13 protein-coding genes and 1 pseudogene are annotated in these 13,442 nt (G+C 62.1%); 7 read left to right on the forward strand and 7 right to left on the reverse strand.

Features of this window, described 5'->3' with window-relative positions:
* A pseudogene (locus CVM52_RS11250) lies at positions 1 to 339 on the forward strand (RSP_2648 family PIN domain-containing protein); the annotation flags it as partial.
* Positions 340 to 354: 15 nt separating this feature from the next.
* Here CVM52_RS11250 and CVM52_RS11255 read toward each other — a convergent pair.
* On the reverse strand, positions 355 to 1,038 hold the full coding sequence (locus tag CVM52_RS11255) for a M48 family metalloprotease (RefSeq protein ID WP_100162623.1): 684 nt from the start codon (positions 1,036 to 1,038) through the stop codon (positions 355 to 357).
* Positions 1,039 to 1,510: 472 nt separating this feature from the next.
* Here CVM52_RS11255 and CVM52_RS11260 point away from each other — a divergent pair, with 472 nt between their 5' ends.
* Both CVM52_RS11260 and CVM52_RS11265 read left to right on the forward strand, forming a co-directional pair.
* A complete protein-coding gene (locus CVM52_RS11260) occupies positions 1,511 to 2,839 on the forward strand; it encodes an AAA family ATPase (RefSeq protein WP_100162594.1) in 1,329 nt (442 codons plus the stop codon).
* Positions 2,836 to 3,495 (forward strand): DUF4276 family protein, encoded by a 660-nt coding sequence (locus tag CVM52_RS11265; protein ID WP_100162595.1) that lies wholly within the window; start codon positions 2,836 to 2,838, stop codon positions 3,493 to 3,495. Before CVM52_RS11260 ends, CVM52_RS11265 begins: the two co-directional genes overlap by 4 nt.
* Positions 3,496 to 4,009: 514 nt before the next feature.
* Here CVM52_RS11265 and CVM52_RS11270 read toward each other — a convergent pair.
* From CVM52_RS11270 to CVM52_RS11285, 4 genes are read right to left on the reverse strand one after another with little or no spacing between them, the layout of a single operon-like run.
* A complete protein-coding gene (locus tag CVM52_RS11270; RefSeq protein WP_100162596.1) occupies positions 4,010 to 5,194 on the reverse strand; it encodes a vWA domain-containing protein in 1,185 nt (394 codons plus the stop codon).
* Between the two features lie 4 nt (positions 5,195 to 5,198).
* The gene (locus CVM52_RS11275) at positions 5,199 to 5,366 is read right to left on the reverse strand and encodes an apolipoprotein acyltransferase (RefSeq protein ID WP_100162597.1); all 168 of its coding nucleotides are present in this window, start codon (positions 5,364 to 5,366) and stop codon (positions 5,199 to 5,201) included.
* Positions 5,367 to 5,388: 22 nt separating this feature from the next.
* Complete coding sequence (locus tag CVM52_RS11280) at positions 5,389 to 6,753, reverse strand: DUF2927 domain-containing protein (RefSeq protein ID WP_100162598.1); 1,365 nt, start codon at positions 6,751 to 6,753, stop codon at positions 5,389 to 5,391.
* The gene (locus CVM52_RS11285) at positions 6,750 to 7,202 is read right to left on the reverse strand and encodes a GNAT family N-acetyltransferase (protein ID WP_100162599.1); all 453 of its coding nucleotides are present in this window, start codon (positions 7,200 to 7,202) and stop codon (positions 6,750 to 6,752) included. The genes CVM52_RS11280 and CVM52_RS11285 overlap by 4 nt, the downstream gene beginning before the upstream one ends.
* Positions 7,203 to 7,363: 161 nt before the next feature.
* Here CVM52_RS11285 and CVM52_RS11290 point away from each other — a divergent pair, with 161 nt between their 5' ends.
* Positions 7,364 to 7,705, forward strand: a complete 342-nt coding sequence (locus CVM52_RS11290) for a hypothetical protein (protein WP_133119828.1) — start codon at positions 7,364 to 7,366, stop codon at positions 7,703 to 7,705.
* The gene (locus CVM52_RS11295; RefSeq protein ID WP_100162601.1) at positions 7,702 to 7,959 is read left to right on the forward strand and encodes a hypothetical protein; all 258 of its coding nucleotides are present in this window, start codon (positions 7,702 to 7,704) and stop codon (positions 7,957 to 7,959) included. Before CVM52_RS11290 ends, CVM52_RS11295 begins: the two co-directional genes overlap by 4 nt.
* Before the next feature lie 6 nt (positions 7,960 to 7,965).
* Here CVM52_RS11295 and CVM52_RS11300 read toward each other — a convergent pair whose 3' ends face one another.
* Positions 7,966 to 8,808 carry an AAA family ATPase gene (locus tag CVM52_RS11300; protein ID WP_100162602.1) on the reverse strand — a complete coding sequence of 281 codons (843 nt, stop codon included), beginning with the start codon at positions 8,806 to 8,808 and terminating at the stop codon, positions 7,966 to 7,968.
* Between the two features lie 182 nt (positions 8,809 to 8,990).
* Between CVM52_RS11300 and dksA the strand changes: the two genes are divergently transcribed.
* Both dksA and CVM52_RS11310 read left to right on the forward strand, forming a co-directional pair.
* On the forward strand, positions 8,991 to 9,413 hold the full coding sequence (dksA, locus tag CVM52_RS11305; RefSeq protein ID WP_100162603.1) for an RNA polymerase-binding protein DksA: 423 nt from the start codon (positions 8,991 to 8,993) through the stop codon (positions 9,411 to 9,413).
* A 70-nt stretch (positions 9,414 to 9,483) separates the two neighbouring features.
* Entirely contained in the window at positions 9,484 to 10,638 is a 1,155-nt protein-coding gene (locus CVM52_RS11310; RefSeq protein ID WP_100162604.1) for an FAD-dependent monooxygenase, read from the forward strand.
* A 43-nt stretch (positions 10,639 to 10,681) separates the two neighbouring features.
* Here the strand turns inward: CVM52_RS11310 and gyrA are convergent, their stop codons facing one another.
* Positions 10,682 to 13,387: a DNA gyrase subunit A gene (gene gyrA / locus CVM52_RS11315; RefSeq protein ID WP_100162605.1), complete on the reverse strand. Its 2,706-nt coding sequence runs from the start codon at positions 13,385 to 13,387 to the stop codon at positions 10,682 to 10,684.
* Positions 13,388 to 13,442 lie beyond the last annotated feature (55 nt).

Genomic DNA, 13,442 nt, shown 5'->3' on the forward strand with positions numbered 1-13,442 from the left:
CAGGCCGAGCTGCCGCCGGCCCCCGGCCTGGAGGCGCGGCTGTGGCTGCCCGATGCCGCCGACCTGCATGTGCTGGCGGTGGCGGTGGCCGGGTCGGCCGAGGCGATCATGACGGTGAACGCCAAGGATTTCCCGCGGCAACTGCTGGCTGAGGAGGGGCTGCAGAGGCTCGATCCCGACGGTTTCCTGCACGCCCAGTGGTTGGCGCAGCCGGAACTGGTGGCGGCAGCGGCGCAGGGGGTGCTGGACCAGGCCAACCGGCTGTCGGGCGGCACCTGGGAGATGCGGGCGCTGCTGCGCAAGGCGCGGCTACCCCGGCTGGGCAAGGCGCTGGGATAGGGCCAGCCCCCCGGTTCAGACCCCCCAGTCGCTCTCCAGCTTTTCCAGCGCGGCGATGCGCTCGCCGGTTTTCGGGTGGCTCATCAGCCAGGCCGGGGCCATGCCGGCGCGTTGCTGGGTGAGCGCCTCGAGCTTGGTGAACAGCGATTTCTGCGGGCCGGTGCCGATGCCGGCCTTGGTCAGCAGGGCGGCGGCATAGGCGTCGGCCTCGTATTCGTCGCCGCGCGACAGGCGGGCGGCGATCAGCGAGGTCAGCACCCCGGCGATCCAGGGGCCGATGAAGGGGATGAAGCGGCCCAGCAGTAACATCAGCGCGGTGCGTAGGGCGTTCTGACCGGAGAAATCGATCATCCGACGCCGGGCATGGCCGAGGGCGACATGGCCGAGCTCGTGGGCGATGACGCTGGCCATCTCCTCGCCGGTGACCTCGCCGCTGAGGAACTTGCGATAGAAGCCGCGGGTGATGAAGATGCGCCCGTCCGGGGCGGCGAGGCCGTTCACCGGGTCGATCTCGTAGATGAAGACCGGGATCTGCGGCAGGTCGAGCGCGCCGGCCAGCCGGTCGGTCAGCCGCTTGAGCGCGGGATCGGCCAGCCGGGTGGAGCGGCGGTCAAGCTCGCGATGGGTCCGCCAGACCGAGATCCGGTAGAGCACCAGGGCATAGAGAATCGCCAGCAGGATGGGCGTGAATCGCAGCATGATCCGGATATGGGGATCCGGGCGGGACGGGGCAAGATGGATCGGGCGTGGGGTGCGGGTTTTGCGGATGTCCCGGCTGGGACAGGGGGGGAAGGTGGTGAAAAGGTTGAGGGTGGCGGGAATGGCCATGCGGTTCTGGGCAGTGAATGTGAAAGAAGGCCGGAGAGTTGCCGTTCGATGCGCAGCGTGTGAATGAGCAGGATGCGCAGGAATCGGACGTTGTTCGAGGAAGCATCTAGTCGCGCGCGGCCCGGCTCTACCGGCCGAAAGCGGACATTAGTAGTATCGTGTACGAACCACCAGCGCGCAACCACAGCCGTTGGCCCTCCCAAACGCTGCATTTTTCTTCCCATGTCGTCTAGATGTGCTAGTTCTGAAAATAGGTAGAAGCGTGTCAATCCAGATAGATGCTTGGCATTCAGTACGCTTGGAAGAAGACGTCGCATTTGCGCAGATAGATTGAGGTTAAATAATGATAACACGCCTCGAAATTGATGGTTTCAAGTCGTTCGAAGGTTTCTCGATTGACTTTAGCCCTTTTTCCGCGGTCGTCGGTCCCAATGCCAGTGGGAAATCTAATTTGTTCGATGCGATACAGTTAATATCACATCTGGTGGAGCAAGATGTGAGATCTGCACTCTTGGGCCTTCGGGGAGAGCCTGAAGAGTTATTCCGCAGAACACCTGGAGGGCAGTGCGATACTATGTCCTTTGCTGTTGAATTGCTCCTGCCGGCAAGTGGCACCGACCCATTTGGAGTTGAATTTGAAGTGAAAGCGAGACGACTCAGATATGAGATCGACCTTCAGATGCGTATAGGAGGGGATGGTGGTGTCGCGGGCATATTTGTTTCACGCGAGCAATGCTTGAGAATTAAGAAGTCCGAGGATGTGTCAGAATTTGTACGGGGAGTCAATAAGGGGCTGAGCTACGGAGGAAACATCGGTGATTTTCTTCTGACTGAATTTGATGATAGCGGCGCACCAATATTTAAGATGCGTCAAGATGGCGGCAGCGGAAAGCCGCGAATAATTCCGGCTCGGGATGCATCCAAGTCAGCAATATCTACAATCCCGAACGCTGAGTTTCCACATCTATGGGCAGTGAGAAGTTTTCTATCTGGAATCAATTTTTTGGAAATTAACGCCAAGGCCGCTAGAAGTGAAAATGATAGATTTGAGAAGCAAACAATGCGACCGGATGCATCAAATCTATCTGCGGTTCTAGCGAGAATCAAAGAAGAGACATCTTCAGAACTTAGGCCGGATGGGGCGCTTAACGAAGTTTCTCATGGACTATCGCGCCTAATACCCTCGGTGAGAAAAGTTATCAGCATAACCTCCACAGATAAGAAGGAGTTTTCCTTTGAAATCCAGATGGCTGATGGAGAGAAGTTTAGCTCCAGAGTTATCTCTGATGGAACTTTGCGACTTCTTGCGCTAATTACGTTTCTTTTTGACCCCAAAAGGAGTGGCTTGTTATGTTTCGAGGAACCCGAGAACGGTGTCCACGAAGGTCGCATATCAGCCTTGGTGGAAACACTTCGCGAAGCCTCAGAGTTTGACTTAGAAGACTGTCTTCAAATCATTATCAACACGCACTCACCCGCGGTAATGAGTTGCCTTAAGGACTTTGAAGTTATTGCGGCGGATGTGGTTAGCCGGACTGAGGGAACTTCGCCCCGAAAATCCACACGAATGAGAAGGGGCATAAAAAGCCAAACCGATATGTTCAATTCAGAACATCATCTTACGCGTTTTGAGGTTGAAAATCTTCTTCGAACCGCGGGAGATTCCGCATGACATATATATCATGGGGTCTATATGTCGAGGGGCGCACTGATGCTGATTACTTCAATGTTTTGATACCACGAATGATCACACATCTACTGCGTGGATCGGATGGCCCAATTTCCCTCGTTCCTGATTTGCCCGCACATACTTTTGGCATACCTCGTTTGAACTTGGATGCAATCACGGAGAAGGTTTGCGAGGGAAGCGAAGCCTTTCATCTTTTTTTTGTCCACGGTGACACTGGCGGTCGAGCAGTGGCAGAGCAACTGGAACATCGAACTTGCGCTCTTTGCGAACGTATTCAAGCTTCTTGTGATTTTCGGAGGGATCGATGTATAGTCATCGCCCCCAATCGCGAAACCGAAGCGTGGACTTTAGCAGACATTTCCGCGGTAAGGCGAGTTTTCGGCTTCACCGCGGACGCGCATCTGAACAATATCCCAACGACACCAACACAGGTTGAACACATCCAAGATCCTAAAAGGGTTACTCAAGAATTTCTTGAGGTTGTATCTGGCACGGCGCGCCGAAAGCGTCTGCGCTGGCCTTTTGAGAATATTGCACAAGAACAGAATATAGATTTGCTATTGCAGGTCCCGAGTTTCAGGACTTTCTCTGAGGCACTAAAGGTAGCGCTTAGAGGGGTTGGACATCCCAATATTTGAGCCAGAGAAACTTATCGTTTTGCTCGTATCTCCTAACCATGGACCAACAGGTACCGCCCGGTTGCCGCGCGATGTTGTCATGCGTGCCTTCAACATCGAATGGCTGTTCTCTATCCGTTGTGTTCGTAGAGGGTATCATGCCGCGAGCGTCACGACCGTCCATAAAGAGCTAAGAACGGTCACACTCTATTGCACATTCGTACTTCAGCTGTGGGCCGCTCAAGGTCAAACATAAATACCTATAACCATCATCCGCACAACCCCCAAGGCGCGGAACAAGGCGCGCAGCGCCGCCGCGCCATCGCCGGCCCGCCCGGACGGGCTGGCGATTTGGTGACATTTGCGCGGGGGGTCGGGGTCTTCCGGGTGTGGCGGGATAAAGCGCGCGGTTCGGGCGTTGGGTCGCCATCCCGCGGGCCGGCGCTGGCGCGGCTGGGGTGAGGAGAGGTCCCCGCTGGCGCGGGGAGGACAGGGGGAGAGGTCGTCTGTTGGGTGGGGAGCACGCAGGGCGGTGTTACCGGGTCAGCTCTTTCATGCCCTTTTCCAGCCCCGCCAGCGTCATCGGCACCATGCGGTCCTCGAAGATCTCTCGGATCATCTCGATGGAATGGGTATAGGACCAGTATTTCTCGGGCACCGGGTTGATCCACAGGCTGGCGGGCCATTGCTCGCGCGCGCGGGTCAGCCAGACTTGGCCGGATTCGGCGTTCCAATGTTCATTGGCGCCGCCCGGATAGGCGATCTCGTAGGGGCTCATCGAGGCATCGCCGACGAAGATGCATTTGTAATCCGGCCCGTAGGTGCGCAGCACCTCCCAGGTCGGCGTCTGCCGGTCCCAGCGGCGGCGGTTGTCGCGCCAGACGCCCTCGTAAAGGCAGTTGTGGAAATAGTAATGTTCGAGATGCTTGAACTCGGTGCGGGCGGCCGAGAACAGCTCTTCCACCACCTTCACATGCGGATCCATCGAGCCGCCGACATCGAGGAACAGCACCACCTTGACGGCATTGTGCCGCTCGGGCCGGGTTTTCACGTCGAGATAGCCGTGTTCGGCGGTGGCGCGGATGGTGCCGTCGAGGTCGAGCTCGTCCGCCGCGCCCTCGCGGGCCCAGCGGCGCAGGCGTTTCAGCGCCACCTTGATGTTGCGGGTGCCCAGCTCGACGGTGTCGTCGAGATTCTTGAACTCGCGCTTATCCCAGACCTTGACGGCGCGCTGGTGGCGGCTTTTCTCCTGGCCGATGCGCACGCCCTCGGGGTTGTAGCCCTCGGCGCCGAAGGGCGAGGTGCCGGCGGTGCCGATCCACTTGTTGCCGCCCTGGTGGCGGCCCTGCTGCTCTTTCAGCCGCTGGCGCAGCGTCTCCATCAGCTTGTCAAAGCCGCCCAGCGCCTCGATCTGCGCCTTCTCCTCTTCGGAAAGGTGCTTCTCGGCCATCTTGGTCAGCCAGTCGGCCGGCAGTTCGACCGCGTTCAGCACCTGTTCGAAGCCGATCTCCTCCAGCCCCTTGAAGGTGGCGGCAAAGGCGCGGTCGAACTTGTCGAGATTGCGCTCGTCCTTCACCATGGTGATGCGGGCGAGGTAATAGAACGCCTCGACATCATAGGTGGCCAGCCCTTCCTTCATCGCCTCGAGAAAGCTGAGGAATTCCCGCAGCGAGACCGGCACGCCGTGTTTGCGCAGGTTGTCGAAGAAGGGCAGGAACATGGGCCTAGACGAGAAAGCGGTCGATCACCACCGTGGCTATCATCCCCAGCACCGCGAAGGCAATGGCATAGGCCGCCGCGTATTGCGCGATGTCGAGCTTGGCGCCGTTGCGCCGCCGGGCGGTGAGCCCGCCGAGAATGGCGCCCAGCAGGGCGCCGCCGATCACCAGCATGTCTAGTCCTGTCCTGTCCCGCTCAGCTTGGGCGCGGCCGCGGCGACAGCGCGGCGATCTCGCGCATCTTGGCCCGGACCGCGATGTCCGAACCAAAGCCGTAGCGTGCCCAGCCGATGCTGTCCAGCCTGACCGCCTCGGCCTCGGGGTGGCGGCCGACCAGGTCCAGCGCCTCGGCCTTGAGCAGCATCAGCGTCGAAAGCAGCGCCGCGTTCTCGGCCTTGGCGGCGATCGCCAGATGCGGTTCGATCTGGCGCAGCGCGGTGGCGCCTTCGCCCTGGGCCACGGCAAAGGCGGCGGTCTGGGTGGTGATGAAGGCGCGGTGCAGGTCGGTGCCGGGCATATGGGCGAGATAGCCCAGCGCGCTTTGGTAATGCTGCTGCGCCAGGGCGGGGTCGTGGCCCTGGATCATCCGGCCCAGCATGTAATGGGCAAAGGCGCGGCGGTGGTCTTGCCAGCCGAGCTCCTGCGCGGTGCGGGCGGCGGCGGCGGCGGCGGTGCGCCGCGCGGTGGGGGTGGCGCCGGGGCCCAGCGCGGTCTGCACCTCTTCGATCCAGCTGCGCGGGGTTTCCGAGATCGCGCGCGACGGTTCGCTGTCGCCGCGCGGGTTGAGCCGGCTGAGGATCGCCGGCAGCTGTGCGGCCACCTCGGAGCGCGACATGCCGCTGTGCAGTTCGGGCGCGTAGGTGGCGCGCAGGATCAACATGTCAAAGCCGGTCAGCACGGTGTGCACATTGTCGTCGTTGAACACCGAATCCGGCAGGCGGTAGAGGTCGTTCAGCGGGCCGATGGCCTGGGCCAGCTCTTCGTGCAGGCAGTCGCGCAGCTCTTGCGGGGCGGCATCATTGGGCACGAAGACCCCCAGCTTGCCGCGTTCGCGCAGGAAGGACCAGTTGGTGACCTGCTGGCGCCGGTTTCGGCGGTATTCGGCGATGCTGGTGACATTGGGCACCACGAAACAGGCGGCCTGGGGCAGGGCGCGGCGGATCTCGTCGCGGCTGACCGCCTCGATGGTGATATTGGCACTGCTGCCGCGCACCTCGCGGATGTCGATCCCGGCCTCGCGGCGCAGCCGGTTCAGCAGCGCGGTCAGATCCGGGCGCAGGCTGGGCGGCGGCGCGCCGGTGACGCGCACGGTGATCGGGCCTTCGAAGCGGGTGAAGGCGGGCAGGGCGCGGCCGCTTTCCAGCGCGAAATGCAGCGCCAGGAAATCGGCGGCGATATTGGCGTTGGATTCGGCTGTGGGAAAGACCTGGGTAGCGCCGAACATCTTCATCGGTGGCAGGCTGCTGTCGGCGATGCGCGCGCGCGTCGGCGTGTCCGAAATGGTCGGGGCGGAACAGGCGGCCAGGGCCAGGGACAAGAACAGGACGGCGGGGCGGATCATGGGCGATTATACCTGATGAAGGGGGTCTTGACCCCGATACGGTCATAGAGCCGGCGGGCGGTGGTGTTGAAATCCTGGGTCAGCCAGTAGACGGCGGGGGTGCCATTGGCATCGGCGACATCATAGACCGCCTGGATCAGCGCCCGGCCGACACCCGTGCCGCGAAATTCGGGCCGTGCGAAGAGATCCTGCAGGTAGCAGACATTCTCGATTTTCCAGGCGTGGCGGTGGAACAGGAAATGGACCAGCCCGGCCGGGGCGCCGTCGACCTCGGCGATCAGGCCGCTGAAATCCTGCGGGTCGTCGCCCAGCAGCCGCGCGAAGGTGCTGTCATACACCGCCTGCGGCACCGAGGTTTCGTAGAAGGCCAGATAGGCCTGCCACATCTCGGCCCAGACAGGACGATCCTGGGCCTGCAGGGGGCGGATGCTGATGGAGGCGGCGCACATGGCAAAGAAAGTGGCAGAGAGGCCCGATGAGCTCAATACAGTTTCGGCTGATTCGAGGATCTATTAACTTTCAGGCAACAATAAGGCGGTATTTCGAGTGTTGTTCAGGGAATGGCGACGCGTCATTGCCTTGCGGCAATTAATTTTCAGGGCCGGCAATAGTGACCGAAAGCGCCTTTCGTCATCGCGGTTTACGGGTGGTTGTCGATACCACTGAGAAAGCCGAATTCGACATCAGGGGCTATCAGATCGGTACGGCGATGATGGAGCGGATAGCGGGGCGATTGTGCGCGGTTGTGTTTTCGCCGGAGGACCGGGTTGTCGGCGATGTAAGGGTGCGGCTGCTGGAGGGCTATGACATCATCTTTTTCGTTGCCCGCGACCGCGATGTGATCGTTGTGACGATCGGCGGGGTCCGGGTGCCTGACAAGGCCAAACCGACCGAAGGCATTTTGAAAAGCCTCGGACTCGCTGCTATATTAAAGGGAGCAAGCGGCGTATGACGGCACAACCGTTCATGGGTGCGGCCATGAAATATGATAAATATCAGGCACTTGACGAGAGCGACCGGATGGTAGCGCGCCTCTCAGAGATGCGGGCAGTGTGGCTAGGTTCAGAATATGCGCCGGTGTCTCACAATGAACCGGCACCCCTGGACCGCACAATTAGTCGTATCGCCCGTCAGACCGGCACGTCCGAAGCGACGGTGTCGCAGGTCCTGGAAGCCTATCAAAACACCGCCGAACAGCGGGGCTAAGACCCTTTACCGGTTCTGGCCACGGGCCATGAAGGCGAGGCGTTCGAACAGGTGCACGTCCTGTTCGTTTTTCAGCAACGCGCCATGCAGCTTGGGCAGCGCATTGGCGCCGTCGCGTTTCAGATCTTCCGGCGACAGGTCTTCGGCGAGCAGCAGTTTCAGCCAGTCCAGCACCTCGGATGTGGAAGGTTTCTTTTTCAAACCGGGCACTTCGCGGATCTCGTAGAACTGGGTCAGGGCCGAGGTCAGCAGCGATTCCTTGATGCCGGGATGGTGCACTTCGACGATCTTGCGCATCGTCGCCTCGTCGGGGAAACGGATGTAATGGAAGAAACAGCGGCGCAGGAAGGCGTCGGGCAGTTCCTTTTCATTATTCGAGGTGATGATGACGATTGGGCGCTGCCTGGCGCGGATGGTCTCGCCGGTTTCGTAGACAAAAAACTCCATCTTATCAAGTTCTTGCAAAAGGTCGTTGGGGAACTCGATATCGGCCTTGTCGATCTCGTCGATCAGCAGGACGACCTTTTCGTCGGAATCGAACGCCTCCCACAGCTTGCCCTGCTTGATGTAGTTTTTCACGTCATAGACGCGTTCATCGCCCAGCTGGCTGTCGCGCAGGCGGCTGACCGCGTCATATTCGTACAGGCCCTGCTGGGCACGGGTGGTGGATTTGACGTTCCACTCGATCATCTTCAGGCCCAGGGCTTCGGCAACCTGGCGGGCCAGTTCGGTCTTGCCGGTGCCGGGTTCGCCCTTGACCAGAAGCGGGCGTTCCAGCGTCACCGCGGCATTCACCGCAACGGTCAGATCCTCGGTGGCGACATACTCCTTGGTGCCCTGAAATTTCATGCTATTCCAACCCTTTGTTGCCTGTTGCGCCAGCGGTCCATTTTCGGCTGCCTTTAAACCAGAGCCGGCGAGGATTGTGTAGTGACATTCTGGGAAGGCTCGGCTAAACGCAGCGCCATGGTAAGCCAGATCTTCGAGAGTAAATAATGTCCGAGTGTCTTGGCCGAGCTGAGGGAGCACAAATGAAACAGGACGTTTTCCTGCCGGACGATTACCGACCGGCCGAAGATGAGCCGTTTATGAATGAAAGACAGGTCGAGTATTTTCGCCGCAAGCTGTTGCATTGGAAGCATGAGCTGCTGGCGGGAAGCAAAGACACCATCGAAGGTTTGCAGGACGGAACGCGCAACATCCCCGACGTGGCGGACCGCGCCAGCGAAGAAACCGACCGCGCGCTGGAGCTGCGCACCCGCGACCGTCAGCGCAAGCTGGTCACCAAGATCGATGCCGCGCTGCGGCGGATCGAAGACGGCGAATACGGCTATTGCGAAGTGACCGGCGAGCCGATCTCGTTGAAACGGCTGGATGCCCGGCCGATCGCAACCATGAGCCTGGAAGCGCAGGAACGCCACGAGCGGCGCGAAAAGGTCCATCGGGACGACTGACACAAAATAGGTTGACGGTACGTAAACGCCGGGGTTGCCGCCCCGGCGTATTTATTTGTAGCAAAAGTTCATGGCTGTGGAGCAGAGAAATATCACCGTGCTGGGCGCCGGGGTCGGCGGCCTCGCGGTGGCCACTGCCCTGGCCCGGCGCGGGGCGCGGGTGCAGGTCCTGGAACAGGCGCCGGCGCTGCGCGAGGTCGGCGCCGGCATCCAGATCAGCCCGAACGGGATGGCGGTGCTGCGCGCGCTTGGCGTGGTCGATGGCGATGCCAAGGGGGCGATGAAATCCCAGGGCACGATCCTTTGCGACTATGGCGATGACACGTCGATCCTGACCCAGCCGCCGCCGCAGGCCGGGGCGGCCTGGTATTATCACCGCGCCGACCTGGTGGGGCTGCTGAGCCGCACGGCGCAGGCGGCGGGGGTCAGCCTCCGGCTGGGCACTACGGTGTCGGCGCTCAAGATCGAGACGGATGCGGCGGTTCTGAGCCTGGCCGACGGCACCACCCTGACCAGCCGCTGCCTGATCGCGGCGGATGGCATCCATAGCGTCGCGCGCAAGGTGGTCGAGGGGCCGGGCGCGGCGAAGTTCTCCGGCCATGTCGCCTGGCGTGCGGTGGTGCCGTGGGAGGGGCGCGAGGCCGAGCCGGTGGCGCGGGTGGCGATGGGACCGGGACGGCATGTGGTGACCTATCCGCTGCGCGGCGGGCAGGCGATGAACCTGGTTGCGGTCGAGGAGCGGCGCGACTGGACCAGCGAAAGCTGGAGCCGCCGCGGCGACCCGGAAGATCTGCGCACCCGCTTTGCCGATTTCGGCGGCCGCGCCGGGCGGGTGCTACGCGGGGTCGACCAGACCTATCTGTGGGCGCTGTACCTGCACCCGGTGGCGACACGCTGGCATGCGGGGCCGGTGGCGCTGCTGGGCGATGCGGCGCATCCAACCCTGCCGTTCCTGGCACAGGGGGCCTGCCTGGCGCTGGAGGATGCCTGGGTGCTGGCGGCGGTGCTGGACCGGGCCGACACGGTGGAGGCGGGGTTTGCCGCCTATCAGCAACTGCGGCAAGAGCGCGCCCGGCGCGTGGTGGCGACGGCGCGGTCCAATGGCAGGCGGTTCCACCTGAAGACACCGATGCGCGAAATCGCGCATCTGGTGCTCAAGCTGGGCGGCACGCGGGTGACGCCGGATCTGTCCTGGCTCTATGGCTATGACGCCAAGGAGGTCTAGGCGATAGCGGCCGCGTCCCGGGGCCAGCCCGGGACGCCCTGTATCAGTCGCTGCCGCCCTCGGCCACGTCTTCGCCCTGTTCGGCGATCCAGGCGACGCTGACCACTTCCTCGCCATTGGAGGTGTTGAACACCTTGACGCCGCCGGCGCTGCGCGAGCGGAACGAGATGCCGTCGACCGGCACGCGGATCGACTGGCCGGTGGAGGTGGCCAGCATGATCTGGTCGTCCATCTCGACCGGGAAGGAGGCCACCAGCGCACCGCCGCGCATGCCCTTGTCCATCGCGGCCACGCCCATGCCGCCGCGGCCCCGCACCGGATAGTCATGGCTCGAGCTGAGCTTGCCCATGCCCTTGGCGGTGATCGTCAGGATCAGGTTTTCCGCCGCCGACATCGCGGCATATTTCTCCTGGCTGAAGCTGTCGGAGGCGACCACCTCTTCGTCCTCGCCGGCATCCTCGTCGGTCAGCCCGGCCACCGCGCGGCGCATCTTGAGATAGGCGGCGCGGTCTTCGGGGCTGGCTTCGAAATGCTTGATCACCGACATCGACACCACGCGGTCGCCGTCATTCAGGCGGATGCCGCGCACGCCGGTGGAATCACGGCCCTTGAACACCCGCACGTCGGTGGTGGGAAAGCGGATGGCGCGGCCGGAATCGGTGACCAGCATCATGTCATCGTCTTCCGAGGCGATGCGCGCATTCACCAGTTCCACCGCCTCGGGCAGTTTCATCGCGATCTTGCCGTTGCGTTTGACATTGGTGAAATCGCTGAGCGCGTTGCGCCGCACATCGCCCGCCGAGGTGGCGAAGACGATTTGCAGATCGTCCCATTCCTCTTCCGGCCGGTCGACCGGCATGATCGCGGCGATCGAGACACCGGTGGGGATCGGCAGGATATTGACGATGGCCTTGCCCTTGGCGGTGCGTCCGCCCTGCGGCAGGCGCCAGGTCTTCAGCTTGTAGGCCATGCCATCGGTGGTGAAGAACAGCAGCTGGGTATGGGTGTTGGCCACGAAGAGGGTGGTGACCACGTCCTCTTCCTTGGTCTGCATCCCGGCCAGGCCCTTGCCGCCGCGGCGCTGGCTGCGGTAATCGGCCAGCGGCGTACGCTTGATATAGCCGCCCGAGGTCACGGTCACCACCATGTCCTCGCGCTCGATCAGGTCCTCGTCCTCCATGTCGCCCGACCAGTCGGCAATCTCGGTCCGGCGGGGGACGGCGAAGAGATCCTTCACCTCGGTCAGCTCGTCGGCGATGATGCCGAGGATGCGTTCGCGCGAGGACAGGATTTCAAGGTATTCCTTGATCTTGCGCGCCAGTTCTTCCAGCTCGTCGGTGACTTCCTTGACGCCCAGCTGGGTCAGGCGCTGCAGCCGCAGATCGAGGATGGCGCGGGCCTGGGTTTCGGACAGGTTATAGGTGCCGTCCTCGTTCATCTTGTGGGTCGGATCGTCGATCAGCCGGATATAGCCGGCAATCTCGGCGGCCGGCCAGCGGCGTTCCATCAGCCGTTCGCGCGCCTCGGCCGCATCGGCGGAGGAGCGGATGGTGGCGACCACCTCGTCCACATTGGACACCGCGACGGCCAGACCGCAGAGGATGTGGCTGCGGTCGCGGGCCTTGCGCAGTTCGAAGGCGGTACGGCGGATCACCACCTCTTCGCGGAATTCCAGGAAACAGGTCAAAAAGCGGCGCAGCGTCAGCTGTTCGGGGCGGCCGCCATTCAGCGCCAGCATGTTGCAGCCGAAATGCACCTGCATCGGCGAAAAGCGCCAGAGCTGGTTCAGCACCACGTCGGGGGTCGCGTCGCGCTTGAGCTCGATCACCACGCGCACGCCGGACCGGTCGCTTTCGTCCTGCACATGGGCGACGCCTTCGATCCGCTTTTCGCGCACCGCCTCGGCGATCTTTTCGATCATCGAGGCCTTGTTCACCTGATAGGGGATCTCGTCGACGACGATGGCGAAACGGTCCTTGCGGATCTCTTCCACCCGCGTCTTGGACCGGATGATGACGCTGCCGCGGCCTTCCAGATAGGCCTTCCGCGCCCCCGAGCGGCCCAGCATGATGCCGCCGGTGGGGAAATCGGGGCCGGGCACGTATTCGATCAGCTGTTCGCTGGTCAGGTCCGGATCCTCGATCAGCGCCAGGCAGGCGTCGATCACCTCGCCCAGGTTATGCGGCGGGATATTGGTGGCCATGCCGACGGCGATGCCGCCGGCGCCATTGACCAGCATATTGGGGAACCGGGCCGGCAGGACCGAGGGTTCGCGGTCCTTGCCGTCATAGTTGTCCTGGAAATCGACGGTTTCCTTGTCGATATCGGCCAGCAGATAGGCGGCCGGCTTGTCCATCCGCACCTCGGTATAGCGCATGGCGGCAGGGTTGTCGCCGTCCATCGAGCCGAAGTTGCCCTGGCCATCCAGCAGCGGCAGCGACATCGAGAAATCCTGCGCCATCCGCACCAGCGCGTCATAGATCGCCGAATCCCCGTGCGGGTGGTATTTACCCATCACGTCGCCCACCGGCCGCGCCGATTTGCGATAGGGCTTGTCATGGGTATTCCCGGTCTCGTGCATCGCGTAGAGGATGCGCCGGTGCACAGGTTTTAGGCCGTCGCGCAGATCGGGGATCGCGCGGGACACGATGACCGACATCGCGTAATCGAGATACGAAGTGCGCATCTCGGATTCGATTGACACGGACGGACCGCTGGGCACCGGACGTTCCGGTGGCGTTTCATCCATGTTTTCAGGGGGTTCGGGCGTATCGCTCACGTACTCTGCCTGTTCTTTGTGCACG

It is taken from the genome of Pseudooceanicola lipolyticus (genome assembly GCF_002786325.1).
Classification (GTDB): Bacteria; Pseudomonadota; Alphaproteobacteria; order Rhodobacterales; family Rhodobacteraceae; genus Pseudooceanicola_C; species Pseudooceanicola_C lipolyticus.

Bases quoted from the DNA above. Each gene is read 5' to 3' on its own strand.
- CVM52_RS11280 (WP_100162598.1), bottom strand. From the start codon at position 6,753: ATGATCCGCCCCGCCGTCCTGTTCTTGTCCCTGGCCCTGGCCGCCTGT.
- CVM52_RS11295 (WP_100162601.1), top strand. From the start codon at position 7,702: ATGACGGCACAACCGTTCATGGGTGCGGCCATGAAATATGATAAATAT.
- CVM52_RS11265 (WP_100162595.1), top strand. From the start codon at position 2,836: ATGACATATATATCATGGGGTCTATATGTCGAGGGGCGCACTGATGCT.
- CVM52_RS11285 (WP_100162599.1), bottom strand. From the start codon at position 7,202: ATGTGCGCCGCCTCCATCAGCATCCGCCCCCTGCAGGCCCAGGATCGT.
- CVM52_RS11275 (WP_100162597.1), bottom strand. From the start codon at position 5,366: ATGCTGGTGATCGGCGGCGCCCTGCTGGGCGCCATTCTCGGCGGGCTC.
- gyrA (WP_100162605.1), bottom strand. From the start codon at position 13,387: ATGGATGAAACGCCACCGGAACGTCCGGTGCCCAGCGGTCCGTCCGTG.
- CVM52_RS11300 (WP_100162602.1), bottom strand. From the start codon at position 8,808: ATGAAATTTCAGGGCACCAAGGAGTATGTCGCCACCGAGGATCTGACC.
- CVM52_RS11270 (WP_100162596.1), bottom strand. From the start codon at position 5,194: ATGTTCCTGCCCTTCTTCGACAACCTGCGCAAACACGGCGTGCCGGTC.
- dksA (WP_100162603.1), top strand. From the start codon at position 8,991: ATGAAACAGGACGTTTTCCTGCCGGACGATTACCGACCGGCCGAAGAT.
- CVM52_RS11260 (WP_100162594.1), top strand. From the start codon at position 1,511: ATGATAACACGCCTCGAAATTGATGGTTTCAAGTCGTTCGAAGGTTTC.
- CVM52_RS11310 (WP_100162604.1), top strand. From the start codon at position 9,484: ATGGCTGTGGAGCAGAGAAATATCACCGTGCTGGGCGCCGGGGTCGGC.
- CVM52_RS11255 (WP_100162623.1), bottom strand. From the start codon at position 1,038: ATGCTGCGATTCACGCCCATCCTGCTGGCGATTCTCTATGCCCTGGTG.